At 60.8% G+C, this 25,989-nt stretch carries 26 protein-coding genes; 22 read left to right on the top strand and 4 right to left on the bottom strand.

Annotated elements, in window-relative coordinates:
• The first annotated feature begins 94 nt into the window (after positions 1 to 94).
• Genes ACN9MU_RS15030 through ACN9MU_RS15050 form a run of 5 tightly spaced genes read left to right on the top strand, consistent with a single transcriptional unit; the run spans position 95 to position 3,891 of the window.
• A complete protein-coding gene (locus ACN9MU_RS15030) occupies positions 95 to 325 on the top strand; it encodes a hypothetical protein (protein WP_426171771.1) in 231 nt (76 codons plus the stop codon).
• A 12-nt stretch (positions 326 to 337) separates the two neighbouring features.
• Complete coding sequence (locus tag ACN9MU_RS15035; RefSeq protein WP_426171772.1) at positions 338 to 721, top strand: response regulator transcription factor; 384 nt, start codon at positions 338 to 340, stop codon at positions 719 to 721.
• Positions 718 to 1,452 (top strand): YaiO family outer membrane beta-barrel protein, encoded by a 735-nt coding sequence (locus tag ACN9MU_RS15040; RefSeq protein WP_426337560.1) that lies wholly within the window; start codon positions 718 to 720, stop codon positions 1,450 to 1,452. Before ACN9MU_RS15035 ends, ACN9MU_RS15040 begins: the two co-directional genes overlap by 4 nt.
• Positions 1,430 to 2,479 (top strand): HEAT repeat domain-containing protein, encoded by a 1,050-nt coding sequence (locus ACN9MU_RS15045; RefSeq protein ID WP_426171775.1) that lies wholly within the window; start codon positions 1,430 to 1,432, stop codon positions 2,477 to 2,479. Before ACN9MU_RS15040 ends, ACN9MU_RS15045 begins: the two co-directional genes overlap by 23 nt.
• A complete protein-coding gene (locus tag ACN9MU_RS15050; RefSeq protein WP_426337561.1) occupies positions 2,476 to 3,891 on the top strand; it encodes a glycosyltransferase family 2 protein in 1,416 nt (471 codons plus the stop codon). The genes ACN9MU_RS15045 and ACN9MU_RS15050 overlap by 4 nt, the downstream gene beginning before the upstream one ends.
• Here ACN9MU_RS15050 and ACN9MU_RS15055 read toward each other — a convergent pair.
• From ACN9MU_RS15055 to ACN9MU_RS15065, 3 genes are read right to left on the bottom strand one after another with little or no spacing between them, the layout of a single operon-like run.
• Positions 3,888 to 6,038, bottom strand: a complete 2,151-nt coding sequence (locus ACN9MU_RS15055; RefSeq protein ID WP_426323338.1) for an ATP-binding protein — start codon at positions 6,036 to 6,038, stop codon at positions 3,888 to 3,890. The two genes, ACN9MU_RS15050 and ACN9MU_RS15055, sit on opposite strands and share 4 nt — an antisense overlap.
• The gene (locus tag ACN9MU_RS15060) at positions 6,035 to 6,985 is read right to left on the bottom strand and encodes a D-2-hydroxyacid dehydrogenase (RefSeq protein ID WP_426337562.1); all 951 of its coding nucleotides are present in this window, start codon (positions 6,983 to 6,985) and stop codon (positions 6,035 to 6,037) included. Before ACN9MU_RS15060 ends, ACN9MU_RS15055 begins: the two co-directional genes overlap by 4 nt.
• Positions 6,982 to 7,929: a LysR substrate-binding domain-containing protein gene (locus tag ACN9MU_RS15065; RefSeq protein ID WP_426171781.1), complete on the bottom strand. Its 948-nt coding sequence runs from the start codon at positions 7,927 to 7,929 to the stop codon at positions 6,982 to 6,984. The genes ACN9MU_RS15060 and ACN9MU_RS15065 overlap by 4 nt, the downstream gene beginning before the upstream one ends.
• A gap of 168 nt (positions 7,930 to 8,097) precedes the next feature.
• On the opposite strand from ACN9MU_RS15065, the gene ACN9MU_RS15070 reads away from it, so the two are divergent.
• The 5 genes from ACN9MU_RS15070 (at position 8,098) to ACN9MU_RS15090 (ending at position 15,043) form a co-directional block, all read left to right on the top strand.
• The gene (locus ACN9MU_RS15070; RefSeq protein ID WP_426171783.1) at positions 8,098 to 8,265 is read left to right on the top strand and encodes a hypothetical protein; all 168 of its coding nucleotides are present in this window, start codon (positions 8,098 to 8,100) and stop codon (positions 8,263 to 8,265) included.
• Positions 8,262 to 9,107, top strand: coding sequence for an alpha/beta hydrolase (locus tag ACN9MU_RS15075; RefSeq protein ID WP_426171784.1), 846 nt, complete (start codon positions 8,262 to 8,264; stop codon positions 9,105 to 9,107). Before ACN9MU_RS15070 ends, ACN9MU_RS15075 begins: the two co-directional genes overlap by 4 nt.
• Before the next feature lie 103 nt (positions 9,108 to 9,210).
• Positions 9,211 to 10,419: an efflux RND transporter periplasmic adaptor subunit gene (locus tag ACN9MU_RS15080; RefSeq protein WP_426171786.1), complete on the top strand. Its 1,209-nt coding sequence runs from the start codon at positions 9,211 to 9,213 to the stop codon at positions 10,417 to 10,419.
• A gap of 3 nt (positions 10,420 to 10,422) precedes the next feature.
• Positions 10,423 to 13,602, top strand: a complete 3,180-nt coding sequence (locus tag ACN9MU_RS15085; RefSeq protein ID WP_426171788.1) for an efflux RND transporter permease subunit — start codon at positions 10,423 to 10,425, stop codon at positions 13,600 to 13,602.
• A 1-nt stretch (position 13,603) separates the two neighbouring features.
• Positions 13,604 to 15,043 (top strand): efflux transporter outer membrane subunit, encoded by a 1,440-nt coding sequence (locus ACN9MU_RS15090; protein WP_426344808.1) that lies wholly within the window; start codon positions 13,604 to 13,606, stop codon positions 15,041 to 15,043.
• Positions 15,044 to 15,137: 94 nt separating this feature from the next.
• Here ACN9MU_RS15090 and ACN9MU_RS15095 read toward each other — a convergent pair whose 3' ends face one another.
• Complete coding sequence (locus ACN9MU_RS15095) at positions 15,138 to 15,503, bottom strand: hypothetical protein (RefSeq protein ID WP_426337565.1); 366 nt, start codon at positions 15,501 to 15,503, stop codon at positions 15,138 to 15,140.
• 244 nt (positions 15,504 to 15,747) lie between these two features.
• Between ACN9MU_RS15095 and ACN9MU_RS15100 the strand changes: the two genes are divergently transcribed.
• The 12 genes from ACN9MU_RS15100 to ACN9MU_RS15155 all read left to right on the top strand — a co-directional run bounded on the left by ACN9MU_RS15100 (position 15,748) and on the right by ACN9MU_RS15155 (position 25,988).
• The gene (locus tag ACN9MU_RS15100; protein ID WP_426323349.1) at positions 15,748 to 16,182 is read left to right on the top strand and encodes a hypothetical protein; all 435 of its coding nucleotides are present in this window, start codon (positions 15,748 to 15,750) and stop codon (positions 16,180 to 16,182) included.
• 81 nt (positions 16,183 to 16,263) lie between these two features.
• Positions 16,264 to 16,932: a polyphenol oxidase family protein gene (locus ACN9MU_RS15105; protein WP_426337566.1), complete on the top strand. Its 669-nt coding sequence runs from the start codon at positions 16,264 to 16,266 to the stop codon at positions 16,930 to 16,932.
• Entirely contained in the window at positions 16,929 to 17,771 is an 843-nt protein-coding gene (gene blaSMB / locus ACN9MU_RS15110; RefSeq protein WP_426344809.1) for an SMB-1 family subclass B3 metallo-beta-lactamase, read from the top strand. Before ACN9MU_RS15105 ends, blaSMB begins: the two co-directional genes overlap by 4 nt.
• A 241-nt stretch (positions 17,772 to 18,012) precedes the next feature.
• Positions 18,013 to 18,369 (top strand): hypothetical protein, encoded by a 357-nt coding sequence (locus ACN9MU_RS15115; RefSeq protein ID WP_426323355.1) that lies wholly within the window; start codon positions 18,013 to 18,015, stop codon positions 18,367 to 18,369.
• Between the two features lie 1,296 nt (positions 18,370 to 19,665).
• Positions 19,666 to 20,208 (top strand): type 4a pilus biogenesis protein PilO, encoded by a 543-nt coding sequence (pilO, locus tag ACN9MU_RS15120; RefSeq protein WP_426337567.1) that lies wholly within the window; start codon positions 19,666 to 19,668, stop codon positions 20,206 to 20,208.
• A complete protein-coding gene (locus tag ACN9MU_RS15125; RefSeq protein WP_426344810.1) occupies positions 20,201 to 20,713 on the top strand; it encodes a hypothetical protein in 513 nt (170 codons plus the stop codon). The genes pilO and ACN9MU_RS15125 overlap by 8 nt, the downstream gene beginning before the upstream one ends.
• Positions 20,714 to 20,716: 3 nt before the next feature.
• Positions 20,717 to 23,035: a cohesin domain-containing protein gene (locus tag ACN9MU_RS15130; protein ID WP_426337569.1), complete on the top strand. Its 2,319-nt coding sequence runs from the start codon at positions 20,717 to 20,719 to the stop codon at positions 23,033 to 23,035.
• Complete coding sequence (locus ACN9MU_RS15135; protein ID WP_426344811.1) at positions 23,032 to 23,523, top strand: type II secretion system protein; 492 nt, start codon at positions 23,032 to 23,034, stop codon at positions 23,521 to 23,523. Before ACN9MU_RS15130 ends, ACN9MU_RS15135 begins: the two co-directional genes overlap by 4 nt.
• Positions 23,523 to 23,897: a type II secretion system protein gene (locus ACN9MU_RS15140; RefSeq protein ID WP_426323365.1), complete on the top strand. Its 375-nt coding sequence runs from the start codon at positions 23,523 to 23,525 to the stop codon at positions 23,895 to 23,897. Before ACN9MU_RS15135 ends, ACN9MU_RS15140 begins: the two co-directional genes overlap by 1 nt.
• 3 nt (positions 23,898 to 23,900) lie before the next feature.
• Positions 23,901 to 24,362 (top strand): type II secretion system protein, encoded by a 462-nt coding sequence (locus tag ACN9MU_RS15145; protein ID WP_426323367.1) that lies wholly within the window; start codon positions 23,901 to 23,903, stop codon positions 24,360 to 24,362.
• 8 nt (positions 24,363 to 24,370) lie between these two features.
• Positions 24,371 to 24,784, top strand: a complete 414-nt coding sequence (gene gspG / locus ACN9MU_RS15150; RefSeq protein ID WP_426323369.1) for a type II secretion system major pseudopilin GspG — start codon at positions 24,371 to 24,373, stop codon at positions 24,782 to 24,784.
• Between the two features lie 22 nt (positions 24,785 to 24,806).
• Complete coding sequence (locus ACN9MU_RS15155) at positions 24,807 to 25,988, top strand: type II secretion system F family protein (RefSeq protein ID WP_426323371.1); 1,182 nt, start codon at positions 24,807 to 24,809, stop codon at positions 25,986 to 25,988.
• Position 25,989: the final 1 nt, after the last annotated feature.

Consider the following 25,989-nt stretch of genomic DNA (forward strand, 5'->3'; position numbering starts at 1 on the left):
CAGACTGCCATGTGCAACAGATTTCGTCTGTTGCTTGGCTAACGGAGCGCAATCGGCATTACAATGCCTGCATCACCCGACTGGAGAATGCGCCATGGCCACGCTGATCCGACACCGAAAGACCCGCATCATCACGCTTGATGCCGGCGATGACTTGCACGAGCATTGCAAACCAAAGGACATTGCCCTGGTTCCCGACCCGGCGGGATGGTGGACCTACTTCATCGGCGAGGACGGCTCGGTCGAACGCTACGACATCCCCTTCGCTACCTACAACGAGGCGCTGTGGTCGGCCAAGGCTGCCGCAGAATTCGACGCGCAATAAGCCCGAGAACCTATGCCCGACACCTCCATCCTGGTAATCGAAGACGACGAACATATCGGCCAAATCCTGACCTTCATCCTGCAGCGGCAAGGCTACCAGACCACTCTTGCCGCCGATGGCCTGGCGGCGCGCAAGGCCATCGTCTCAAGCCCGACGCCACCTTCGCTGGTGCTGCTGGACGTAATGCTTCCCTATATCGACGGTTTCGAACTGGTGCACATCATTCGCCAGCGCGAAGGCTGGACCGAAGTGCCGATCGTGATGCTGACCGCCAAGCATACCGAAAAAGACATTGTGCGTGCGCTCGACGCGGGGGCCAACGATTATGTCGTCAAGCCCTTCCAGCCGAATGAATTGCTGGCGCGCGTGCGGCGCCACCTGAAGGATCAGCAATGAAGTTCGCCATCCTCCCTGCACTGGCTTGCGCTGCCTTGCCGGCTGCCGCCCAGACCACCATCGGAATCAGCCACGGGATTGACAACCTGAGCGGGCCGGCATCGAACTGGCATGAGACTTCGCTGGCCGTGCGCCACCAGCTTGCGCCTCGGCTGGGCTTTGGCGCAGGCGTCACCCGCATCGAGCGCTTCGGCATCAGCGAAACCCAGTTCGGCGCCGGCACCGACATGCCGCTGTCCGACAGCCTGACCGCCTCGGTTGACGGCAACGCCAGCAGCGAGCACCATATCCTGGCGCGCCACGCCCTGGGCGCGACCTTGCAGTACGAGTTTGCCAAAGGCTGGCTGGTGCATGGCGGAGGGCGCAGCAGCAGCTACAACGATGTGCACGTCAACCAGAGCCTGCTGATGCTGGAACGCTATGTCGGCAATTACAGCTTTTCCGGCGCATGGCGCGCGGCGCGCGCCTTCGGTACGACAGCGCACAGCGGCGAGCTGCGCGGCAGCTATTACTACAGCGACCGCAGCACGGTCGGATTGTCTTTTGCAGTGGGCAAGGAAGCAGCAAATATCGCCGGTACCACGCGCCTGACCAGCGTGCAGTCGGCCGCCCTGGTGGGGCGGCACTGGTTTGACCAGCGTTGGGCCGTTACTTATGCCCTGGCATCTACGCGCCAGGGCGACTTCTACGTGCGCAACGGGGTCAATCTTGGATTACAGGCTGCCTTCTGATGTCTACCTCCAGGTCGCATTCTGGACCGGTGCCGGCGCGCTGGCGTTGACCGTACTGGTCGGGCTGCAGATCATCTGGCTGCGCCTGTCGATGCGCCGCATGCAGCGCCGCGAGCAGGAGCTCACCCTGAAATGGCGCCCTTTGCTGAATGCCGCCATTGCGGGCGAACCGGTGGGCAACCTGCCCGAACTGCCCCAGCGCGACGGCCTGCTGTTCATGAAGCTGTGGCTGCATTTGCAGCAGGCGGTGCGCGGCGAAGCAAGCGAAGGCCTGAACGGCATTGCGCGCCGCCTGGGTTGCGACGAACAGGCGAGAGGGTTGCTGGCGGGCGGCAACCGAGCCGAGAGGCTGCTGGCGATCCTGGCGCTCGGGCATATGCGCGACAAGGAATCCTGGGCGGCGCTGGCCCGTACCGCGCACAGCGCCGACAGTGCTTCCTCTGTTCACGCACTGTGGGCCATGGTGCAAACCGATGCCGCGCGGGCGGCGCATGAAATGGCGCCATTGCTGTTGCGGCGCGACGACTGGCCGCTGTCCCAGTTGGCCAACATCCTGCAAAATGCGCGCGCCGAATGGCAGCCGGTGCTGGCGGAGGCCCTGGCGCGCGTGACGCCGACCGAGCTGCCGCAAGCGCTGCGCCTGGTGGCAGCCTTGCGCATGCACCTGCCGCAGGCCCAGTTGCGCGGCTACCTCGCCAGCAAAGAACAGGAAGTCGTGCTGGCCGCGTTGCGCATGGCGCATGTGCCCGGCGTGGTGGACGAAGTGCGCCGGCACCTGGCCAGCGAAGATTGGCGCGTGCGCCTGCAGGCAGTCCGTGCGCTGGGTGAAATGGGGGACCGCAGCGACGTGGCGCGTTTCCGGTCCTTGCTGTCGGATCCGCAGTGGTGGGTACGCTATCGCGCGGCGCAGGCCCTGCTGGCATTACCCTTCCTGACAAGGGAGGAGCTGGCCGAATTGCGCAATGCCGGCGACCGCTACGCAGCCGACATGATTGCGCAGGTGACGGCGGAACAGGAGGCCGCATGACGCCCAATCCGCTTTTCATCCAGATTATCTCGATCAGCGTGCTGGTGTACTTCGTGCTGCTGAACGTCGGCTACCTGATGCTGAATTTCCTGGCGATGTATGCGCTGCGCCGGCGTTCGCAGGAAGCGATCCTGGACGACCTGCCGCAGGTATATTCGGCGCTGGAGCCGCCGATCAGTATGATCGTGCCGGCCTATAACGAGGAAGCAACCATCGTCACCTCGATCCGCTCGATGCTGCAGCTTTCCTATTCGGAAATGGAAGTCGTTGTGATCAATGACGGCTCCACCGACCGCACCCTGCAGGTCATGATCGACGAATTCGGCCTGGTGCCTTTCCCGGAGGCTTATCGCATCCAGCTTGAGACCAGGCCGGTGCTTGGCATCTACCGTTCCACGCGCTTCCCGAACCTGCGCGTGGTGGACAAGGTCAATGGCGGCAAGGCCGATTCGACCAATGCCGGCATCAATGCGGCGCGCTATCCGCTGTTCTGCTGCGTCGACGCAGATTCGATCCTGCAGCGCGACAGCCTGCAGCGGCTGGTGCGCCCGTTCCTCGGCGACCCGCTCATGGTGGCGACCGGCGGCACGGTGCGCATTGCCAACGGCTGCGAAGTGCGCGGCGGCTTCCTGACCCGCGTCGGCATGCCGAAAAATCCGTGGGCGCTGTTCCAGGTGGTCGAGTATCTGCGCGCCTTCATGTTCGGCCGCATGGGCTGGTCGGTGATCAACGGCATGCTGATCATCTCCGGCGCTTTCGGCCTGTTCCGCAAGGACACGGTGGTGGCCGTCGGCGGCTACAACCCGAAGGCGATTGGCGAAGACATGGAACTGGTGGTGCGCATGCACCGCAAGCTGCGCGCCCGCGGCGTGCCGTACAAGATCGAATTCGTGCCCGACCCGGTGTGCTGGACGGAAGCGCCGGAAGACCGCAAGCAGCTGCGCAACCAGCGCATCCGCTGGTCGCGCGGCCTGTCGGAGAGCCTTACCACCAACTGGGGCCTGATGTTCAGCCGCCATGGCGGCGTGGCGGGCTGGCTGGCTTTCCCGTTCTTCGTGCTGTTCGAGTGGCTGGGGCCCTTCGTCGAGCTGTTCGGCTATATCTTCATGGCGGTCGCCTCGTGGCAGGGCTGGGTGTCCTGGGAATCGTTCGGGATCTTCCTGTTCCTCGCGATCGGGCTGGGGATCCTCGTGTCGGCCTTCGGCCTGCTGCTGGAGGAAATTTCCTTCCACCTTTATCCGCGCCCCAGCCATCTGCTGATCCTGGCGGCAGTCGTCGTCGCCGAGAACTTCGGCTACCGGCAGATCAACAGCTGGTGGCGGCTGGTCGGCTTGTACAAATGGGCGATCCGCGAGGAGGCCAGGTGGGGCGTGATGACCCGCAAGGCCGACTGGCAGCGCGACATCAGTTAAAGGGCGGGCAGGGTCACATGGAAGGTCGTGCCGCGGCCTTCTTCCGTGTCGAAGCCTATGGTGCCGCCATGCTGTTCTGCGATGGCACGGCAGATCGCCAGCCCCAGGCCGGTGCCGCCTTTCAGGCGCGAGTCGGAACTGTCGGCCTGGGCGAATTTTGCGAAGACGCGCGCCTGGAATGCTTCCGGAATCCCCGGGCCGTTGTCGCTGACCGCTAGCCTGATACCTGCCGGCACTTGACTGCAGGCCAGGGTCACGGAATTGTATTGGGGCGAATACTTGATGGCGTTGGACAGCAGGTTGACCAGCAACTGCACCAGGCGGTCATGGTCGCCGCGCACGCGCAAGCCGCGACCGCTGCCCGCACGTTCCAGCGCTACCGGGCGCTGGGCCGCGCTGCCGCGCACCGCGTCGATGGCTTCGTCCAGCAGTGTTGCGATCTCCAGTTCGTCGCTGCGAAATGCCATCTTGCCGGCTTCGATTTTCTCGATATCGAGGATGTCGTTCACCAGGCGCACCAGGCGTTCGCTGCTCTGGTAAGCGATATTGACCAGGTGCTGCACGTCCGGCGGCAGTTCGCCGGCGCCGCCGTCGACCAACATGGACAGCGAGGCGCGGATCGACGTCATCGGCGTGCGCAGCTCGTGCGAAACGGTGGCGATGAACTCGTTCTTCATCTCTTCCACCTGGCGGCGTTCCGAGATATCGTGCAGGAAGACGCAGAACAGGCCGTTGGCCGGGCGGCTGATGCTGGCCTCCACGGTCAGCTCATCGCCGTTGCGCCGGATCAGGGTGCGTTGCACATGGCGGCCGAAAGCGGGCGCCTCACTGCCGCCGGCGGCCGCCAGCGCGGCCTCCTGTTGCGCACGGAAACGCTGCGGCACCATCAGGTCGATATAGCTCTTGCCTACAGCTTCCTCGCGCGACCAGCCGAACATGTGCTGGGCGGCGGGGTTCCAGTCGGTGATATGGCCGTCCGGACCGACAGCGATGAAGGCATCCTGGGCGGTTTCGATAATGGCGGCGATGCGCTGCATGGCATCGCGCAACTGGCTGGTGCGGGCGCTGACGCGGCCTTCCAGGTTGGAGACCAGGGAATTGAGGGTGCGCGACAGCGCCTGCACCTCGGCGTAGGGGGCGAGCAGCGGCAATTCGGCGGCCGCGCCGCGGCGGATATGGTCGGCTGCGTCGGCCAGTTCGCTCAATGGACGCGCAATGCGGCGGGCAAGAGGGAAGGCGAGCAGCGGGAACAGGGCTGCCATCGCCACGCCCAGCCACAGGGCGCGTTTCTGCAAGGCCCGTACCGGCGCCCAGGCAGTGTTGACAGTCTGGCGCACCAGCACCGTCCAGCCCAGGCCCGGATAGGCAGCGTGGCCGCGCGTGCGCGCATAGCCGACCAGATATTCGACGCCATCGGACCAGCGTTCCACCAGGTAGCCGTTACCCTGGCTTGGCGGCGGCAGGCTCCTGCCCAGCAAGTCCGGTGGCCCCAGCAAGACCGTGCCCCGCCGGTCGACGATGAGGGCCTGCACTTGGCGGTGTGCGCTTGCCGGTTCAATCACCGAGCGTTCAAGTTCGCGCGCCCATTGCCATGACAGGTGGGCGCCCAGGATGCCGCTGCCGTCGGCCAGCGGGAAGGCCAGGTCGACGAAGCGCTGTGTTTGCGAATCGGGTGCCGGCAACAGCTTGGCCAGCATGACGGCATCGTGCACGTCGCCGACGAAGGTCCCGGCCTGGGCGTTGCGGTACCAGGGGCGTTCACTGACGTCGATATTTTCCAGCAGGGAGCCGGTGGCGGCCAGCACGCGGCCGCTGCGGCCGGTGACGCCGATCCAGGCATAGTGGGGGTAGCTGTGCTGGTGCTGCTCCAGGGTGGCGCGGCGCGCCGCTGGCGCCGCGGCGGCGCCCATGTCGGGACGCTGCGCCAGCAACTGCACCTCGCGGTAGCGCTCGAACATATTGCGATCCAGCTTGTCGGCGGCTTGCTGCGCCAGGTCGGACAGGGCGCTGCCAATATCGGCCTTGACCTGGTTGCCGGCCGTGCGTGCGATGACGGCGGCCAATATCGCTCCCATGGCGATTGCCAGCGCGCAGAAAGCGACGGCAAGGTAGGTGCCGATTCCCGCCTTGGCGCGCGCGCGTTTCATGCGACGCGATTGGCCGGGCGGCCCGCAATGAAGGCTTCTATATTGTCGATCAGCTGGTCGGCCAGGCCCTGCATGGCCTGGCCGCTGGCCCAGGCGGAATGGGGCGTGAGCAGGAAATTCGGCAGGCGCAGGCGCAGCAGCGGATTGTCGGGCACCGGCGGCTCTTTCGTCAGCACGTCAAACCCGGCGCCGGCGATCACGCCACGCTGCAGGGCATCGGCCAGCGCTGCTTCGTCCACCAGGCCGCCGCGCGCGGTATTGACCAGGATGGCGCTGGGCTTCATCCGTTCCAGTTCGGCCGCGCCGATGATATTGCGGGTGGCATCGGTCAGCGGCGCGTGCAGGCTCAATACGTCGGATGTCTCCAGCAGTACGTCCCAGCTCACGTTGCGCACGTTCGGGTCGTCGGCCGGGGTGCGGGTATGCACGACCACTTCCATGCCGAAGGCGCGGCCAAGGTGCGCGACTTGCTTGCCCAGGTCACCGTAGCCCAGCAAGCCCAGGCGGCTGCCGTGCAGGTCGCGGATGGGATGATGGAACAGGCAGAAGCGCGGCGATTTCTCCCACAGGCCCGCTTCGACGTCGGCGCGGTAGGCCAGCAACTGGCGGCGCAGCGCCAGGATCAGGGCGAAGGCATGTTCCGGCACCGAGGCATGGGCGTAGCCCTGAATATTCGACACCACGATGCCGCGCTCGCGCGCCGCCGCCAGGTCGATGATGTCGGTGCCGGTGGCCGCCACCGCGATCATTTTGAGGCCGGGCAGGGCGGCCAGCGCTTCGGCTCGTAGCGGCACCTTGTTGGTGATGGCGATGGTGGCGCCACGCAGGCGTTCGATCGCCTCTGCGGCCGTGGAAGCGGGATGTTCGGCCCATTCGTGGGCAAACGATGGACGCCGGATGTCGGCAATGATGCTGTCGCGGTCCAGGAAAACGAGTCGTTCGGTCATACAGTCAGCTCCACAGGGAGGGAAGCGGCCAAAGGACGCAGCCGCATTTGGGGATGGCTGGCCATCAGGTCCGCCACCCATTCAACGAACACCCGCACCTTGGCCGACAGGTGACGGTTTTGCGGGTACACCACGTGGATCGGCAGGGGATCGGTGACCCAGTCCTCCAGCACGCGCACCAGGCGGCCGTCCCTGCCGTGGCTCCCCAGTTGTACATCCGTCATCATGATGATGCCCAGGCCCGCCAGCCCGGCTTGCAGGTAGGCGTTCGAATCGTTCAGTGCCACCACGCCCGGCAGCATCATTTCAATGCGCTCGCCGTCGCGCGTGTAGTCCCAGTTGTATATTTTGCCAGTCTTGGACGAGAAATAGTTCACGCAACGGTGCCGTTCCAGGTCGCGCGGGTGGGTGGGCGTGCCGAAGCGCTCCAGGTAGGAGGGCGCCGCGCAGGTCACAAAATTGAGCAGGCCGACGCGTCGCGCAATCAGGGTGGAATCGGCCAACTGGCCACCCCGCACTGCACAATCGACGCCTTCCTCGATCAAATCGACCGGACGGTCGCTGCAACCGAGTTCCAGCTGGATATCGGGGTATTGTTCAAAGAAGGAGGGCAGGGATGGCACCAGGATTTCGTTCGCGAGCCCGGTCGGCGCGTCGACCCGCAGCCGGCCGCTCGGGCTCAGTCGGGTGCGCGACAGCGACTCCTCGGCATCCTTCACGTCGGCCAGGATGCGCAGGCATCTTTCGTAGTAGGCAGCACCGTCGGCGGTGACGGAAACGTGGCGCGTGGTCCGGTGCAGCAGCTTGACCGACAGCGCCGATTCGAGGCTGGCCACCAGGGTGGAAACGGTCGCCTTGGGCAGCTGCAGGGTTTCCGAGGCGCGCGTGAAGCCTCCGGCGTCGACCACCTGTACGAACACTTCCATTGCTTGGAGCTTATTCATGAGTCCACCTTCATTGTTCGAGATTCTGAACAATCAATTCAACATTAATGTATTTTTCTTATTCTAGTGGAAGTTTATTATTACCGTATTGCAGCATGAAAAAGCCCTTGACCCTCCCGCGGTGGGAAAGTTTAAAGTGGCTTTCGGTAACACAGGAAAGGAGCAGTCATGAGTAACCGGGATGGATTCTTTGCAATGGTATCGCTGGCGCTGGGCGCGATCGCCCTGGCAGGCGTCCTGTATACCGACGAATACTCGTACGGCGCGCAAGTCGGCTTTGGCGCGGCGCCGGCGCGCACCTTGCTGGCTTCGGCCAGCTCGGAGGCGAAAGAATGACGGCGCAGGCGCCGGCGGACCTGAAGATCCGCGAACTCGAAGTGCGCGGGGCCCAGGGGCCGCTCGCCGCACGCCTGTACCTGGCCGGGAATTCGTCCGCCAAGCGCGATGCGCTGATCGTTTTCTTCCACGGTGGCGGCTTTGTAGCCGGCGACCTGGAGGAGGCGGACGAATTCCTGCGCCACCTGGTCGCGTGCAATCCTGGCCACGTGATCCTGGCCACTAATTACACCCTGGCCACCGTCAGCCCGTTTCCGGCAGCGGTGGAAGATGCCCACGCCGTGCTGGCCTGGGCCAAGAAGAACAAGGCCAAGCTGGCCTGGAGCGGGAAGCAGCTGCTGACCGCCGGCATCGAGGCAGGCGCCAACCTGGCAGCCGTGTCGGCGCTGATGGCGCGCGACCGCGGCGGCCCGGCCCTGGCAGGGCAGATCCTGATCATGCCGATGCTCGATCCCGGCCTGTCCACCTGTTCGATGCGCGAGCTGCCGAACTGTCCGGACCAGATGAAGGTAGCAAATAACTGCGCCGCCGCCTATCGCGGCTACCTGCCGAATGCCGCCGACCGCGCCCACCCTTACGCGTCGCCGCTGCAATCGAGCCGATTGAAGAATTTGCCGCCGGCCCTGATCCTGTCGGCCGAGGACGACCCCTTACGGGATGAAGCAGAACAATACGGGGCGAAACTGATCGCCTGCGGAGTAAAGACAACAGTCAGACGCATGCCACCGGCGCCATTGCAGGAGCCGGGAGCCAGGAATGAATGCGCGTGCAGGGGCTTTGCACTGAGAGAGATGGCCAGTTTTATCGGCGCCATCGACGGGCCGGAAACACCCGCAGTGTAAGGCTGTATCAATAAAACAGAAGTTCAGAAAAAAGTGCCTGCGAGGCACATGGGCCCCTTTTTGCTCAAATTTCCCACTAATTTTCACCCCCAAGAGGTTAACAATGAAAAAGATGAATCAAATGTCCACTCTTGTGCGGCCGCTGGTTGCCGCATTGGCGATGGGCGGGCTGGCGGCGGCCATCCTGTCCGGTTGCAGCGCCAATAGCAAGCCGGCCGAAAGCCAGGGCCCTGCAGCGGGCGGTCCGCCGGTTTCGGCAGCCGTCGTGGTGCAGAAGTCCGTCGCCGAAACCCAGGAATTCTCCGGCCGCCTGGAAGCCATCGACCACGTGGAGATCCGTCCACGCGTCAGCGGCTTCATCACCGCGGTGAACTTCAAGCCTGGCAGCGAGGTGAAAAAAGGGGACGTGCTGTTCGTGATCGATCCGCGTCCATTCCAGGCTGAAGCCAGCCGCGCCGACGCCGCAGCCAATTCGGCCAAGGCCAAGGCCGACCTGGCCAAGCTGGAGCTGGCCCGTGCCGAAAAGCTGCTGGCCGATAAAGCGATCGCCCAGCGCGAATTCGACGAACGCGCTTCGGCATTGAAGGAGCTGGACGCAACCGCCCGCGCCGCCGCTTCGGCCGCCGAAGCAGCGCGCCTGAACCTGTCCTACACCCAGGTGACGTCGCCGATCAACGGCCGCGTGTCGAAGGCGGAGATCACCCTCGGCAACCTGGTAGACCAGAGCGCCGTGCTGACCAGCGTGGTTTCGCTGGACAAGATCTACGCCAGCTTCGACGGCGACGAAGACACGTTCCTGCGCGTCGGCGGCCAGGCCTACAAGGGCCAGCCGGTGACCGTGAAGGTCGGCCTGGCCAACGAAGCTGGCTTCCCGCATGAGGGCAAGCTGGAATTCGTCGACAACCAGCTCGATACCCGCACCGGCTCCGTGCGCATGCGCGCCACCTTCGACAACAAGGACCGCGCGCTGGTGCCCGGCCTGTTCGCCCGCGTCCAGCTGGACGGCGGCACCGCCACCCAGCAAACGGTGCTGATCAACGATCGCGCCGTCAGCACCGACCAGGATCGCAAGTTCGTCTACGTGGTCGGCGCCGGAAACAAGGCGGAATACCGCCCTGTGGTGCTGGGTCCGAACGTCGACGGCCTGCGCGTGGTACGCAACGGCCTGAAAGCAGGCGAAAAGATCGTCGTCAACGGCCTGCAGCGCGTGCGCCCTGGTGCGCCGATCACGCCGCAAATGGTCGACATGACCTTTGACCCGATGGCAGCAGAAAAAGTGGCCGCCGCCGATGCCAAGAAAACCAAGGAATAATCCATGAATTTTTCACGCTTCTTTGTCGATAAACCGATCTTCGCGGCGGTTCTATCGATCATTGTCTTCGTAGCGGGCTTGATCTCGATCTTCAAGCTGCCCGTCTCCGAATACCCGGAAGTGGTGCCGCCATCCGTCGTGGTGCGCGCCGTCTACCCGGGCGCGAACCCGAAAGTGATTGCGGAAACCGTCGCCGCTCCGCTCGAAGAGCAGATCAACGGTGTCGAGAACATGCTGTACATGTCCTCGCAAAACACCTCCGATGGCGCGCTGATGCTGACCGTGACCTTCAAGATCGGCACCGACGTCGACAAGGCTGAAACCGCGGTGCAGAATCGCGTGCAGCGCGCCTTGCCGCGCCTGCCGGAAGAGGTGCGCCAGATCGGCGTGACCACGGTGAAGTCTTCGCCGAACCTGACGATGGTGGTCCACCTGCTGTCGCCGAACGGCCGCTACGACGACCTGTACCTGCGCAACTACGGCGTGCTGAACGTAAAAGACCAGCTGGCCCGTATTCCAGGCATGGGCGACGTGCAGATCTTCGGCGCCGGCGACTACGCCATGCGCGTCTGGCTCGACCCGCAGAAGGTCGCTGGCCGCAACATGACCGCGTCCGACGTGGTCGATGCGATCCGCGAGCAGAACGTGCAGGTGGCTGCCGGTGTGGTGGGCGCTGCGCCTTCCAAGTCGGCCGACTTCCAGCTGACCGTCAACACCCAGGGCCGTTTGAGCTCCGTCGAGGAATTTGGCGACATCATCGTCAAGACCAATGAAGACGGCGCGCTGACCCGCCTGAAGGACGTGGCCCGTATTGAAATGGGCTCGAACAGCTACTCGCTGCGTTCGCTGCTGAACAACCATTCCGCAGTGGGCCTGGGTATCTTCGAAGCACCTAACAGCAATGCGCTGGAGTTGTCCGCCAACGTGCGCGCCAAGATGGAGGAACTGAAGAAGGACTTCCCTGAAGGCGTGGCCTACGACATCGTGTACGACCCGACCCAGTTCGTGCGCGAGTCGATCAAGTCCGTGATCCACACCCTGCTGGAAGCAGTGGCACTGGTGGTGATCGTGGTGATCATCTTCCTGCAGACCTGGCGCGCATCGATCATTCCGCTGCTGGCGGTGCCTGTATCGATCGTCGGCACCTTCGCGGTGATGATTGGCTTCGGCTTCTCGATCAATACGCTGTCGCTGTTCGGCCTTGTGCTGGCCATCGGTATCGTGGTCGACGATGCGATCGTGGTGGTGGAGAACGTCGAGCGGAATATCGCCAACGGCCTGTCGGCCCGCGATGCGACCATCCAGGCCATGAAGGAAGTGTCGGGCCCGATTATCGCTATCGCCCTGGTGCTGTGCGCCGTGTTCGTGCCGATCGCCTTCGTGTCCGGCCTGACCGGCCAGTTCTACCGCCAGTTCGCACTGACCATCGCCATTTCGACCGTCATTTCGGCACTGTGCTCGCTGACCCTGGCGCCGGCCCTGTCGGCATCGCTGCTGCGTCCTCACGATGCACCGAAAGACGCGCTGACCCGCGTGATGGACAAGATCTTCGGCCGCTTCTTCGCCTGGTTCAACCGCTTCTTCAACCGCGCTTCGCACAGCTATGAAACCGGCGTGCAAGGCGTGCTGAAGCGCAAGTCCGCATCCATCGTGGTGTATCTGGTGCTGGCTGCCGCCGCAGGCATCATGTTCAAGGTCGTGCCGAGCGGCTTCGTGCCGGGCCAGGACAAGCAATACCTGGTGGGCTTCGCCCAATTGCCTGACGCCGCATCGCTGGAACGCACCGAGCAGGTGATCCGCAAGATGTCCGACATCGCCAAGGAAATTCCTGGCGTGGACGCTTCGGTTGCCTTCCCGGGCCTGTCGATCAACGGCTTCACCAATGCGCCGAACGCCGGTATCGTGTTCACCACGCTGAAGCCATTCCACGAGCGTACCGACCCGTCCCAATCGGGTGCGGCCATCGCAGCGGAGATCAACAAGCGCATGGGCGCCGTGCAGGATGCGTTCGTGATGGTGTTCCCGCCGCCGCCAGTCAACGGCCTGGGTACCACCGGCGGCTTCAAGATGATGATCGAAGACCGCAACAACGCAGGCTACGACGCGCTTTACAAAACCGTGCAGGAAATCCAGATGAAGGCGTGGGGCGACAAGCGCCTGGCCGGTGTGTTCTCCAGCTTCCAGATCAATGTTCCGCAGCTGTTCGCGGACATCGACCGCGCCAAGGCCAAGCAACTTGGCGTGCCGCTGCAGACCATCTACCAGACCTTGCAGATCAACCTCGGTTCGCTGTACGTGAACGACTTCAACCAGTTTGGCCGTACCTACCAGGTGCGCGTGCAGGCTGATGCCCCGTTCCGTTCGCAGGCCGAGCAGATCGCGCAGCTGAAAGTCCGCAACAGCAAAGGCGAGATGATCCCTCTGTCGTCGCTGATGCGCGTGAAAGACAGCTACGGCCCTGACCGCGTGGAACGCTACAACGCCTACGTCTCGGCCGAGATCAACGGCGCTCCGGCTCCAGGCTTCTCGTCCGGCCAGGCCCAGGCTGCGCTGGAAGAAATCACCAAGGCGACCCTGCCGAAAGGCATGGGCTATGAATGGACCGAGCTGACCTACCAGGAAATCCTGGCCGGTAACACCATGATCTACGTGTTCCCGCTGTGCGTGCTGCTGGTGTTCCTGGTGCTGGCTGCCCAGTACGAAAGCTGGACCCTGCCGCTGGCCGTGATCCTGATCGTGCCGATGTCGATCCTGTGCGCCCTGATCGGCGTCAAGTTGACCGGCGGCGACAACAACGTGTTCACGCAGATTGCCTTGTTCGTGCTGGTCGGGTTGGCGTCGAAGAACGCGATCCTGATCGTGGAATTTGCGCGGGAGCTGGAAGACCACGGCCGCACCATCCTTGAAGCGGCGCTGGAAGCCTGCCGCCTGCGTCTGCGCCCGATCCTGATGACGTCGATCGCCTTCATCATGGGTGTGGTACCGCTGGTGTTCTCGGTTGGTGCAGGTGCTGAAATGCGTCATGCAATGGGTGTGGCGGTGTTCGCCGGCATGCTGGGCGTGACCTTCTTCGGCCTGTTCCTGACGCCGGTGTTCTACGTCCTGCTGCGCACCCTGGCCAAGCGCCTTGAGAAGAAATCCCCGGCAGCCGACGCTGCCCCGCAACTGGAAGGGACCCACTAATATGAAAAGTATGATTGCCAAGGGCGTCGCCCCGCTGCTGGCAGCGCTGCTGCTGACGGCATGCGCCGCGCCTGAATTCAAGCAACCGCAAGTCGACACCCCGGCCGCCTTCAAGGAGCCGCAGGTGATGACTGCCGAAGACGGCACCAGCTGGAAGCCTGCCCAGAACGCCGAGCGCCAGCCGCGCGGCGAGTGGTGGCTGGCTTTCAGCGACCCGGCCCTGAATGAGCTGATCGCCGAAGCGACCCGCAACAACGCCAACCTGGCCGTGGCGGCCGCCCGCGTCAAGCAGGCACGCGCCATCGCCGGCATCGCCGAAGCGGACCGCATTCCGCAAATCGGCGTGGGCGTTGGCGCCCAGCGTGCCCGCAATTCGGCGCTGTCGCTCGGCGTGCCGGCCAGTACCGACATTGCGCCGCAGACCACTTACAACGCGAACCTGACGGCGAGCTATGAAGTGGACCTGTTCGGCCGCGTATCGAGCAATGTGGCCGCGGCCCGTGGCGACGCCGCGCAGGTGGAAGCGAATTACCGCTCCGTCCTGCTGTCGCTGCAAGCCGACGTGGCACAGACCTATTTCCGCCTGCGCGCCACGGACGCCGAATTGGCGACTGTGGAGCAGACGGTCCGTTTGCGTGAAGAGAGTGTAAAGGTCAACCAGCGTCGTTTCGACCTGGGCGACATCGGTGAATTCGACCTCTCCCGCGCCAAGACTGAGTTGTCGACCACCCGCTCCGAAGCGATCGGCCTGCAACGCCGCCGCGCCACCACCGAGCATGCGCTGGCGGTCCTGCTGGGCAAGCCGGCGGCAGCCTACACGGCGGGCAACAGCCCGCTGCTGGATTCGACGCTGCTGCCTGCGATCCCGACCGGCGTGCCATCTGCGCTGCTGGAACGCCGTCCTGACATCGCTGCCGCACAGAAGGCGATGGAAGCGTCGAACGCCCGTATCGGCGTAGCCCGTTCCGCCATGTTCCCGGCGCTGAACATCACCGCCAATGGCGGCGGCGCTGCCGGCCATTTCAGCGACGTGTTCAAGTGGAGCAGCCGCTCGTGGGTGCTGGGCGCCTTGCTGTCGATGCCCTTGATCGACGGCGGCCGCAACAGCAACAACGTCAAGCGCAGCGAAGCAGCCCTGGAAGAATCGGTTGCGGGCTACCGGCAGACCGTGTTGGGCGCCTTCGCCGAGGTGGAAGACAACCTGGCAGGCCTGCGCATCCTGGGCGGCCAGACCGCGCAGATCGACGAAGCCCTGGTATCGGCACGCCGCTCTGCCGACCTGGCGCAGAAGCTGTATGACGCCGGCCGTTCCAGCTACCTGGACCTGCTGGATGCCCAGCGCAACCTGGCAGCCGTCGAACGCAGCGCAGTCCAGCTGCGCGGCGACCGCGCGGTGACCACCGTCGCCCTGATCCGTTCCCTGGGCGGCGACTGGAACTAAACAATATCGATCAGCCCTTAACGGCGCTCCGCATACGCGGGCGCCGTTTTTTTTATCAAAGTGGAAGGCAGGCGAGGGCGATCAGAGGTTCTTCTTAGTTCTTAATCTGAATGGTATTGATTGACTTCTGGTTCCCGAAACCACAATTTCCATTACCTTGTTGGTCATGCCAGATCAGCACAGTTTTGCCTTGGGCTTGGGCCGCCAGAAAGCCAGCGAGCAGTTCCTTGTAAAGGGGGGACTCTTTGATGATGACGAATTGAGTGCCCGACCAGTCAGCGGTGCATCCGGCAGGCGCTGGCGTGACCTCTATGTGAGCGCCATAGCCCCCGACGATGACCGATTTAATAGTGAACGGACCTTCCGTGGTGGATGCCGATGCGACTGGGGCGATAGCGGTTGCGCAGAGTGCAGAAAGAATGGCGGTGCGGCCGACGGCTTTGAATCGAGTGATATGCATTTTCGAGTCGTGTGAGGTTGACAATCAGTGCTTTTGAATAAGAAGTCTTGTTGCGCTGACAACGTGGAAGGCAAGAGGATACAGGCTTTTCTGGGCAAATTCCACCCATTGACCGAAAATCGGAAGACCTTGTCGTGTCAGCGCAAATTCCGGGTAAGGCGTCATTGGTGAGCAGCAATGCGTCGGTCTTTGCGGCCGGCGCCGGCAAAGTATAATTTGCTGCTTTGGCCTGCTATCCGTTCAAATGCCGTTACTGCATAAAGCGACAATCACGTTGTTCACCATTTTTGTCGTCATCTGGTCCTACCTCGCCTTTTTCCCCGAGCCAGCATTGAATAAACCCGCGCTTGGTCACGATGCAAAAGCCTTCGTGACGCGGTCGCTGGAGAATTTCTGTGCCGGCCTTTACACCGATGGCATCTGTCCAAAAGTCTCAATTGCCGGCAAACAGCGATGGGTGGCAAGTACGTATCTTGGCGGCTCGGATATCCCGACGCAACAGACGGATACCATCCTGCTTGGGCAAGGGTGGCAGAAGGTACCGGCCGACTACGAACGGACAGCCGTGTTCTGCAAACAGGGTTACTCGGCCCGCTATACCTATATGGAGGGCTATGTGGGCACCTTGTACTTCGCGGCCGGCAGCCACAACTGCGAAAAACTGACCCGAACTAACTAGCGCGGCGCACTGTTGAATGGCACGCTTGCAAATCGGCCCGGATCAACCTATGATTGCGACAAATGTCACACAAAGGCTAATATGGTCGCAAGTAGTCTGTTAAGCAGTATTCCTGGCATCCGGCACGGTTTCGGCAGTGCCTCCGTACTCGTTCCGCTTGAACTGCTACCCGTATGGGATTCAAGGCCGACCAAGCGCCAGGTACACGGCACCCGCATCGCAGCGATTCACGAGCCGCTGCAACAGGCCGGTGAAGCCGATGGCTTCCATACGGCGGCGCTCAGCCTCCCTGTCAGCATCATCACCGCCGATTGCATCCCGTTGCTACTGGCGCGCCGTGATGGATCGCAGATCGCGGCAGTCCATGCCGGTTGGCGAGGCCTGTACGACGGCATCATTCCCGCAGCACTCGCCGCGATAGGGGACGGCGCTCCTGTCGTAGCTGCTGTCGGTCCGACGATTTGCGCATCCTGCTACGAGATAAGTGAAGAACTGGCAGAGGATTTCGCGCAGCGCTTTGCCGCATTGCCGCGCGACGTCGTGTTGCCAGCGTACCGCCACCTTGATCTACGCGCCATCGCAGAACACCAGTTGCGCACCTCCGGCGTTGAAGAAATCGAACATGTCGGCGGGTGCACCTGCTGCGCCCGCGATGCCGCCGGCGAACACATTTACCGCAGCTACCGGCGTGGCGACCGTGGGTCGCAAATGCACTCCGGCCTGTACATCACCACCAAAGGAGAAAAATGAAGGTTATCGCATCCCTCATCCTGGCCGCTTTCGCGACCGTCGCCAATGCACAAGACCGTGACTGGAGTGCGCCGCAGAAGCCGTTCACCATCTACGGCAACACTCACTACGTTGGCACCGCTGGCATCAGCGCCATCCTGGTGACGTCGCCGCAAGGACATATCCTTGTCGATGGCACCACCGCCCAAGGCGCCGAAGTCGTCGCAGCCAATATCCGTACGCTGGGCTACAAGCTGGAGGACGTAAAGTACATCCTCAGTTCTCATTCGCATGAGGATCACGCAGGCGGCATCTCCGCGCTACAAAAGATGACTGGTGCCGCCGTGCTGGCTGGTAGCGCCAACGTCGACGCCATACGCACCGGCGTCTCGCCGAAAATTGACCCGCAGTTCGGCAGCCTGTCGAACTTCGCCGGCTCCGCAAAAGTGCGCGGCGTCGCCGATGGCGATGTAGTCAAGCTTGGCCCACTTGCCGTCACCGCCCACAGCACTCCCGGCCACACGGCAGGCGGAACCAGCTGGAGTTGGCAGTCCTGCGAAGCAGGGCAGTGCAAGAACGTGGTGTTTGCCGACAGCGTAACTGCCGTCTCGGCCGACAACTACCGCTTCACCGATCACCCTGAAGTCGTCGCCCAACTGCGCGGCAGTTTCACCACCATCGAAGGCCTGGCATGCGACATCGCTATCGCCGCGCATCCCGAAGTAAACGACTTGTGGGGGCGCCAACAGCGCGCAGCGAAAGAAGGCAACGGCGCCTACGTTGACGCAAAAGGCTGCCGCATCATCGTTGAAACGGCCCGCAAGCGCTTGGAGAATCGCCTGGCGAGCGAAATGAACTGATTGAGTCGCGGCGCGCTCGCGGTAAGGAGTGCCGCGCGTCGAGGTCATCGCCCCTAGTCGCCAACATTTAACCGTGAATGTTTAGACTCGGTCATCGTGGCGTGGGAGGTGCAATCGAAGAATTCGCGAGCTGTACGCGTTGATATAACGGCTAGAGCGCACGGGCTCAAATTTGCGTCTGTGCACGATTTCATATTAAGATTGCCACAGTTTTTGTTAACAATCAGTCCTGAGAAGGCTCATGAAGAATCTAAGAATCGCTCTAAGTGCCGTTTTCTGCATTTGTCTGTCACTTACCAGCAACAGTGCTAACGCAAGCGAATATGTTGCTGGACGTAAAGTCGTGGGTGTGGGGTGCCATAACACGGACGGCATTTGCTTTGTAACGTTGGACGGCAGCGCATTTGGGGCGACGCTTGGTTGTGCAAATGGGGCTTCGAACGAGTTTCGCTTTGATAATGGTGACACGTCAATCGGCAAGCGAGCATATGCGTCGTTTCTCGCTGCGGCCCTTGCTGGAAAGACTATTTCCGTTTCCGTGGAGGGGTGTACTGTTCAAGGCTATTCGAAGCTCGCCTACTTCTTCGTTTCGAACTAGCCTCCTGGTACCAGTCCCGCCTAACTGAACAAACGGGTAGCAAGTACTTTACACCTTTGCTGCCCGGTTCAGGTCGCCATCTTTTGTTCCGTCGAAATAAGTCTGACGCGGCAGTTCCTTCGTGCCACATGTGGATCAGGCGCTTTAGCTGTGCGTACTTTCGTGCGCCTATTTCTGAATATGAAGCCCGATGATCCGCGGGCGCCCTGCGGTGCACTCCGTGTCGCTGACGATGACGGTCAGGTTTTTTCCTGTCGAAAAGGCTAGTAGCGCGGCCGCATAGTGTGTTTTATAGCCCGGCTCTGAATTGCCGCCATATACGCGTCCGGCGCGGAGCAGTGGGCCGGGTTGACGACTGCCTGTCCAGTCTCAATGGCGAACGTATCGGAGCCCCAGCCAGTGCGAATCATGGTGATGGAGACAGCCCCTGAGTTCGACTGGGCATGGGCGTTTTCGGAAAGCGAGATCCCAGCCAGTAGCGCATAAGTCCAAAGGTGTCTAAATTTCATTTTTATCATCAACGGGAGGCTTTGAATCCTCAAAAAATAGTTGCAATTCGATCACAGTTGTTGCTTGTGTGTGGGTTGTCTTTATGGCGCGAGCTCCGCAGATCGGCGTTGATAAATATTGCTTTGACGGTCATAATGTGAGGTTTTTGAAAACGCAGATTGCACCCAGGATACTGGCGGCGGATGCGCAATGCCGGGGAAGACAGCGGGCCGGATCGACAATATGCAACCAGGTGACAGAGGGACGACTTGTTTGTTGAGTTGCTCGAGCTTGGTGGGTGAACTGTCCTGGGAAAGCTGTCAGTATTTTGGAGAAATAAATTATGGAGTTGCGGAAATTGTCGTTCCGTATTCGCCGGAAATCTGTCGCAATTGTCGGTCTCTCGGCGGTGCTTGCGTTTCCTTTGAATTCGTTTGCCTACAGTTGCAATGGCACCGTCGCACATCTAGGGATTGATGCGGAGGGCCGGATCTACGTTTCGCTCACCAATTCAACCGCGGTCCACTCGATTTGCAGCGTGGTGACCCAGGGAAGTTTTGCAATGCCAGTGCCCGTATGCAAAGCGGCGTATGCATCGTTGGTGAGCGCTCGAGTCGCGGGAAAAAGTATGATCCTTTACTACAACGACAGCGCTTTCACTTGCAGCTCTATTCCCAATTGGGGGCAAATGCCTTCGGCCTATTACGTTGAAGGACCTTATTAAGCCTTCTTCGACTTCGAGCAGATCGGCGAAGGCCGACTTGCCGCAACAGCGGCAAATTGCCAGCGACGTTCTTCGAGTTATATATGCTTCTCCCATTTCTTCGTTTTCATGGTGCGCGACTGTTCCGCGCCCAGCCGATCGTTATGCCGCTTCTTGCTGTGTCTGGCACTGCATTGGTTGCAGCGGTGCTTGCATTTGCAGACCAACGGCGCGAAGCAAGGCAGGCGTTTGTTGAATTGCAGCGATTGCAGGAATCAATAGACGGCATGAAGGCACGCGCCCCAGAAATAAAGTCGGAAAGCCCGGCGGCGGTGGAGCTCCCTGCATTCGATAACGCCAGCTTGGTCCAGTCTTTGAATGCATTTGCGGCCGAGACGCAGTTGCCTCTCGACGAAGTCGCTTATGCGCTGGATGAAAACAGCAGCGAACCCTTCATTCGGTATCGCATTACGATGAGGGTCAACGGCAGTTATCGAGCCATTCGTGGCTTCAGTGCCCGCTTCACCACCGATTTGCACAATGTGTCGCTGGATTCGATTAGCTGTGCGCGGAAGGATGTCGCTGTTGCGCCACTGAGCTGCGACTTGGCTTTTTCAGCCTTCTACCGCCGGAGCCTGCATGGATAAGGCCACCGTTGTGCGGAAAGTGATTTTGTTCTCGGCCCTGGCCGCGACCGTCTATGTTTCAATTGGAACGAGCGACGAAGCGCCCGTGCAAGTCAAAATTCCCACTTCGGAAACAATTCAAAGGCCTGCGGTCTCTGTGCCTGGAACGATGCAGGTCGCAGAAGAACTTGGCGCGGAATCCGATGGCAGCGATCCATTTGAACCGAGGAACTGGGTACCAGCACCGCCGCCTCCGGAGCCGGTAAAGGAAGTGGTAGCTCCCCCTCCGATAGCGCCGTTGACCATTCCCGAGGGACCGCCTGCGCTGCCGTTCCAGTTCATGGGGCGCTTGAAGGATGGCGCCGATGAAATTGTGTACTTGGGACGCGGCGATCAGCCGGTGGTGGCGCGGGCAGGGGAGGTCCTGGAAAGTACTTACAAGGTGATTTCGATCACCCCGACCCAGATTGAATTCGAACATTTACCGACCAAGCAGCGGCAAGTCCTGTCGATGCAGAGCAACTGAACAATGCGTATCAAACCGATGATTCTTCGATTGCGGCCGATGGCCGCGATGACTGCGGCAGCAATGTCCCTCCTATTGGCGGGATGTGACGCTACTCTCCATCACCGACGGGGGATGGTTGCGCTGGACAAGGGCGAGTACGCCAACGCCGTGCAGGAACTGGGCATGGCCGCGGAGCAGTCGCCAGGCGATGTGGAGTATCGCCGCGACTGGCTGCGTACACGCGAAACTGTCACGGCAAAATTGCTGGCAAGCGCCGCATCGGCATACGCGGACGGGAAAATGACAGAAGCAGAGAAATCCTATCGCTCTGTCCTGCAATATGACGCTACGAATGCCCGGGCCCTGGAAGGATTGGAACTGTTGTCTGCAACGGCAGTCGCGAGCACAGATGCCGTGAATGCGAGGGATTCGTTCAAGCGTGGCAATACTCAGGAAGCATCGGAACTGGTGGCTCGGGTGTTGAAAGTTGCGCCAAATCACGCAGATGCGCGCGCCTTGAAGCGGGAGATCGAGACGCTGCAGGCGCAGGAAACAATGACATCCCCTAGCCTGGGCGCCATGTACCGCAAGCCGATCAATCTGGAATTCCGGGATGCGAGCCTCAAATTCGTATTTGACGCGTTGTCGCGCACTACCGGCATCAATTTCATTTTCGACCGTGACGTAAGGTCGGATCAGCGCACGACCCTGTTCCTGAAGAACACCACGCTCGACGATGCAATTGACGTAATTCTGTCGACGGGACAGCTCGAAAAGAAGGTTCTGAACCCCAGCAGCGTGTTGATCTACCCGAATACGTCCGGCAAAAATCGAGAGTACCAGGACCTGATGGTCAAGGCGTTCTATATGTCCAACGTTGAGGCCAAGCAGGCTGCAAGCATGTTGAAAACAGTCCTCAAATTGAAGGACGTTTTTGTGGACGACAAGTACAACATGCTGATCCTGCGTGAGAATCCGGAAACGATCGCGCTGGCCACCAAGCTGCTGGCCTTGCACGACCTGGAAGAACCCGAAGTCATGCTGGAAGTGGAAGTGCTGGAAATTAACCGTTCGCGGTTGCTGAACCTCGGCGTGCAGTGGAGCAGCCAGTTCACCGTGGCTCCATTGGCCAATGGTGGTTCGGGTGGGAGTAGCACGACTGCAGCCACAATGAAATTGAGCGACCTGAAAGCGCTGACATCTGCCGGCATTGGTATCACGGTACCGTCGGCGACGATTAACCTGACGAAGTCGGATGGCGACGCCAATTTGTTGGCGAACCCTCGAATCCGCGTGCGCGACCGGGAAAAGGCGAAAATCCTGATCGGAGACAAGGTGCCAGTGGTAACGACGACCACCTCTGGCAATTTTGTCACAGAGAATATTCAATACCTCGATGTTGGTCTGAAACTCGATGTGGAGCCTGATATCCACCAACGCGACGAAATCGGTCTCAAACTGGGACTGGAAGTCAGCTCGCTCGTGTCCTCGGTCAAGACCAATAATGGCTCGCAGGCATACCAGATTGGCACCCGCAACTTTAGCAGTGCGCTACGATTGAAGGATGGCGAGACCCAAATCCTGGCGGGGTTGATCAATGACGAAGATCGCTCGGCGGCCGCTAAACTGCCACTGATTGGCGACTTGCCGCTAGTAGGCCGCTTGTTTGGCAGCCAGAGCGATAATCGCCACAAGACTGAGATCGTGCTGTCGATTACTCCGCACCTTATCCGGAACATGCAGCGCAAGGATGCCAGCGCGGAAGCATTCTGGTCGGGCACCGAAGCCACGTTGAGCAGCAAGCCGCTTCGCTTGCGTAATTTTGAGCAGGCGAATGGCGCATCGGCGCCAGGTGCTGCTCCTGGCGCAGTGCCTGCCGCGCAATCGGCGCCGCAACCGATGCAGCCACCTGCTTCGCCGCCAGATGCGCCGAAGTTCCAATGGCAAGGGCCGCCGTCTGCGAAAGTTGGTGAGGTGTTTACGCTGCAGTTGACGATGGATAGTCCGGAAGCATTGCGGGCTGCGTCGCTGCAGCTGGCGTTCAACCCTGCCGAGTTCGAGATCGTCTCCGTCAGCGATGGCGGATACTTCGGCCCGGAAGGGAAGGGAGCGTTCAGCCATACGATCGACAATGCTGGTGGGCGCGCGTCGCTGGGAGCCAGCATTCCTGGTGCTGCTGGTGTCAAGGGGCCTGGCAAGCTGATGTCCGTACAGGTCAAAGCAAAGAGTATCGCACCTGGCGCTCAAATTAGCGTCATCAGCATGACAGCAATTGGCGCGCAGCGTGCGGTATCGCGACCCGGCTTGCCATATTCGCACCAGATAACGGTTTCGCCATGATGCTTGTCTTGCGTGTGCGACGCAGTGGTGGATTTAGCCTGATCGAATTGCTGGCGGCGTCAGTGATCGTTGGAATACTGGCGTCTGTCGCGGTTCCGTTTATGGAAACAGCCTTAAAGCGCCAAAAAGAACAGGCCCTGCGCGTGGCACTGCGCGACATCCGCAATGCGATCGATGCGTACAAGCAGGCCACGTTGGATGGCCGTATCAAAATAGAAGACGGCAAAACGGGATACCCGGCGAGCCTGCTGGAGCTGACGGATGGAATTGGCGATGCCAAAGATCCGAAGAAGCCGAGGCTTGTTTTTTTGCGTCGAATTCCGCGTGATCCATTTTATGGAGACAGCAGAATCGCGGCTGCCAGTACCTGGGGACTACGCAGTTACGCTTCTTCAAGCGAGCAACCGCAGGTGGGCGACGATGTGTTTGACGTGTACTCCATGTCGGACAGGACAGGCCTGAACGGCGTGCCTTACAAGGAGTGGTAATGCGCGCGAAAAACGGATTCACCTTGATTGAACTGCTCGTCGCTTTGGCCATTGTCGGAATGATCGTAGCCATCGCTGCGCCACGCTATTTCAGCAATATCGACCGGACCAAGGAAGATGTGTTGCGCGAAGACTTGTACTTGTTGCGCGATGCGATCGACAAGTATTTCGCGGATCACAACGCGTACCCGAACGAACTGGAAGACCTGGTCAAGGATAAGTATTTGCGCGCGATCCCGAAGGATCCATTTACCAACAGCAGCAGCACCTGGATCGTAATGCCGCCGGAAACCGCGGCGCATGGTGCCGTTGCAAATGTTCGCAGCGGCGCAACTGGTACTGGTCGCGACAATACCCAGCTTGGAGACTGGTGAGGTATGGAGCGGCAGCGTGGTTACAGCTATGTGGTAGTGATGTTTCTGGTCGCGGTGATGTCACTGATATCTGTGCGTGCGTTGCGCAATACGCTGACTGAGGAGCGCCGTTCGAAGGAAGCTGAACTGCTGGCAACTGGAATCGCGTACAGGAATGCCATAAAAGCGTATTACGAAAATGCGCCGGGCACGGGAAAGATCTATCCGGAGACGCTGGATGCCCTGCTCGAAGACAGGCGAGGAACCAAGATTCGAAAGCATTTGCGCAAGCGCTTCCGCGATCCAATGAACGGTAGCAAAGAGTGGGGTCTGGTGTACCTCGATGAGGAACATAAGCAGCTTATTGGCGTGTATTCCTTGTCTGAGCAGAGACCAATCAAGCGTGACGGCTTTTCGGACGACCTGAAGACATTTGTCAACGCGGCGAGCTATCGCGACTGGAAGTTCGTATTTGCACCAGGTTAGGAAAAGTCATGAATCAAAGGGCGCGAGGCTTCACTCTGCTTGAATTACTGGTCGTGATCGTCATAGTCGGCATGCTGGCGGCATTCGTCGGCCCGAAGTACTTCTCCCAGATTGGGAAGTCGAAGGTGCAAATCGCCAAGGTGCAGATCGAGGCCTTCGATAAAGCTTTGCAGCAGTACCGCATTGACACCGGTCATTACCCACCGGCTGCGGCGGGCCTGGCCGCACTGTACGTGCAGCCGCCCAACGAACCAATGTGGCACGGCGCCTATGTGAAAAAAGGCATTCCTCTCGACCCATGGGGGAGCCCATACCAGTACAAGATTCCAGGCGTCGATGGCCGTGATTTTGAGCTGATGTCGTTTGGCAGCGATGGAAAGCAGGGCGGTGAAGGCGAGAATGCCGACATCCCGAATTACTAATTTTTTTGTATTTTGTTGATTGATGCAGTTCAAGGCAAAGGTACTGAGTGCCACACATGGCGTTCAGCAAGTTGAAGTCAGCGCGGCCAGTGAGTCCGAGGCGCACCGCGTGCTTGCATCGTCAGGCGTGCGCGTGCTTGATTTGCGTGCGGTGGGTTCGGGCCTGGCATTCGGGCATAAGCGGTCATCTTTCAATTTGACGGTATTTAACCAGCAGCTGTCTTCACTTCTTGAGGCCGGCCAAACCGTGGTGGATGCCATTGAGATACTGGGCAAGAGCGACCGCCGCGAACAGCATCGCACCGTCTACAACGCGATCCTGCAAAGCCTGCAGCAAGGTAACCAGCTATCCGAAGCAATGGCCGGCTTGCCTTCCGTTTTTCCGCCGCTCTACGTGGCGATGGTGCAGGCAAGCGAAACCACCGGCACCGTGCGCGCTGCGGTGGAACGCTATATGCGCTACCAGAAGCAGGTGGACGATATTCGAGGCAAGTTGCGTGCGGCGGCCACCTACCCGGCAGTGTTGATGAGCGTTGGTTTGCTGGTGATTGGCTTCTTGATGTTGTACGTGCTGCCGCGCTTCAGCGAGATATACGATGACGGCGCCGCAGGGCAGGCTCGTGGGGGCTTTGTGCAGATCTGGGGTAGCTTTGTCCGTGAAAACACTTTGATGGCCTGGTCCATCGCCGCCGCAGTGTTTGCGACGGTGGCTGCAATGGTTCTACATCCAGGCCTGCATGCGCTCGCCTATCGCAGGCTCATGGCCACACCGTGGATTGGCGAGCGTGTCTGGATTCTTCAGTTGGCACGCCTGTATCGCACCTTGGGCATGCTGCTGCGCAGCGGTGTAAGCGTGCTGGCCGCCATGCGCATGACGCAAGCATCGCTCCCTGAATCTATGCAAGACGACCTGGCTGCTGCTCTGCAGCACGTCAGTGAAGGCAAAGCAATGTCCCGTGCGATGACGGAGTCGCGCCTTAGTACAGAGGTGGCAGAGCGCCTGCTTGTGGCCGGTGAATCCTCCGGCAACCTTGATGAAATGATGGAGCGCATTGCAGACTTCTATGACCAGGAATCAGCCACCTGGATCGACACCGCGGGCAGGTTGATTGAACCGGCGTTGATGCTGGGTATTGGCCTTGTCGTTGGTGCCATCGTACTCATGCTATACAGCCCCATTTTCGATCTGGCGAATATCACTTGAT

Origin of the sequence: Pseudoduganella sp. R-32 (genome assembly GCF_049913245.1) — a bacterium.
Lineage (GTDB): Bacteria > Pseudomonadota > Gammaproteobacteria > Burkholderiales > Burkholderiaceae_D > Rugamonas.

Coding starts and splice junctions, on each gene's coding strand:
- ACN9MU_RS15060 (WP_426337562.1), bottom strand. CDS start 6,985: ATGACCGAACGACTCGTTTTCCTGGACCGCGACAGCATCATTGCCGAC.
- ACN9MU_RS15155 (WP_426323371.1), top strand. CDS start 24,807: ATGCAGTTCAAGGCAAAGGTACTGAGTGCCACACATGGCGTTCAGCAA.
- gspG (WP_426323369.1), top strand. CDS start 24,371: ATGAATCAAAGGGCGCGAGGCTTCACTCTGCTTGAATTACTGGTCGTG.
- ACN9MU_RS15040 (WP_426337560.1), top strand. CDS start 718: ATGAAGTTCGCCATCCTCCCTGCACTGGCTTGCGCTGCCTTGCCGGCT.
- ACN9MU_RS15085 (WP_426171788.1), top strand. CDS start 10,423: ATGAATTTTTCACGCTTCTTTGTCGATAAACCGATCTTCGCGGCGGTT.
- ACN9MU_RS15080 (WP_426171786.1), top strand. CDS start 9,211: ATGAAAAAGATGAATCAAATGTCCACTCTTGTGCGGCCGCTGGTTGCC.
- ACN9MU_RS15130 (WP_426337569.1), top strand. CDS start 20,717: ATGCGTATCAAACCGATGATTCTTCGATTGCGGCCGATGGCCGCGATG.
- ACN9MU_RS15075 (WP_426171784.1), top strand. CDS start 8,262: ATGACGGCGCAGGCGCCGGCGGACCTGAAGATCCGCGAACTCGAAGTG.
- ACN9MU_RS15100 (WP_426323349.1), top strand. CDS start 15,748: ATGCCGTTACTGCATAAAGCGACAATCACGTTGTTCACCATTTTTGTC.
- ACN9MU_RS15135 (WP_426344811.1), top strand. CDS start 23,032: ATGATGCTTGTCTTGCGTGTGCGACGCAGTGGTGGATTTAGCCTGATC.
- ACN9MU_RS15140 (WP_426323365.1), top strand. CDS start 23,523: ATGCGCGCGAAAAACGGATTCACCTTGATTGAACTGCTCGTCGCTTTG.
- ACN9MU_RS15105 (WP_426337566.1), top strand. CDS start 16,264: ATGGTCGCAAGTAGTCTGTTAAGCAGTATTCCTGGCATCCGGCACGGT.
- ACN9MU_RS15095 (WP_426337565.1), bottom strand. CDS start 15,503: ATGCATATCACTCGATTCAAAGCCGTCGGCCGCACCGCCATTCTTTCT.
- ACN9MU_RS15065 (WP_426171781.1), bottom strand. CDS start 7,929: ATGAATAAGCTCCAAGCAATGGAAGTGTTCGTACAGGTGGTCGACGCC.
- ACN9MU_RS15030 (WP_426171771.1), top strand. CDS start 95: ATGGCCACGCTGATCCGACACCGAAAGACCCGCATCATCACGCTTGAT.
- ACN9MU_RS15055 (WP_426323338.1), bottom strand. CDS start 6,038: ATGAAACGCGCGCGCGCCAAGGCGGGAATCGGCACCTACCTTGCCGTC.
- ACN9MU_RS15115 (WP_426323355.1), top strand. CDS start 18,013: ATGAAGAATCTAAGAATCGCTCTAAGTGCCGTTTTCTGCATTTGTCTG.
- ACN9MU_RS15035 (WP_426171772.1), top strand. CDS start 338: ATGCCCGACACCTCCATCCTGGTAATCGAAGACGACGAACATATCGGC.
- blaSMB (WP_426344809.1), top strand. CDS start 16,929: ATGAAGGTTATCGCATCCCTCATCCTGGCCGCTTTCGCGACCGTCGCC.
- ACN9MU_RS15050 (WP_426337561.1), top strand. CDS start 2,476: ATGACGCCCAATCCGCTTTTCATCCAGATTATCTCGATCAGCGTGCTG.
- ACN9MU_RS15145 (WP_426323367.1), top strand. CDS start 23,901: ATGGAGCGGCAGCGTGGTTACAGCTATGTGGTAGTGATGTTTCTGGTC.
- ACN9MU_RS15125 (WP_426344810.1), top strand. CDS start 20,201: ATGGATAAGGCCACCGTTGTGCGGAAAGTGATTTTGTTCTCGGCCCTG.
- pilO (WP_426337567.1), top strand. CDS start 19,666: ATGCTTCTCCCATTTCTTCGTTTTCATGGTGCGCGACTGTTCCGCGCC.
- ACN9MU_RS15070 (WP_426171783.1), top strand. CDS start 8,098: ATGAGTAACCGGGATGGATTCTTTGCAATGGTATCGCTGGCGCTGGGC.
- ACN9MU_RS15090 (WP_426344808.1), top strand. CDS start 13,604: ATGAAAAGTATGATTGCCAAGGGCGTCGCCCCGCTGCTGGCAGCGCTG.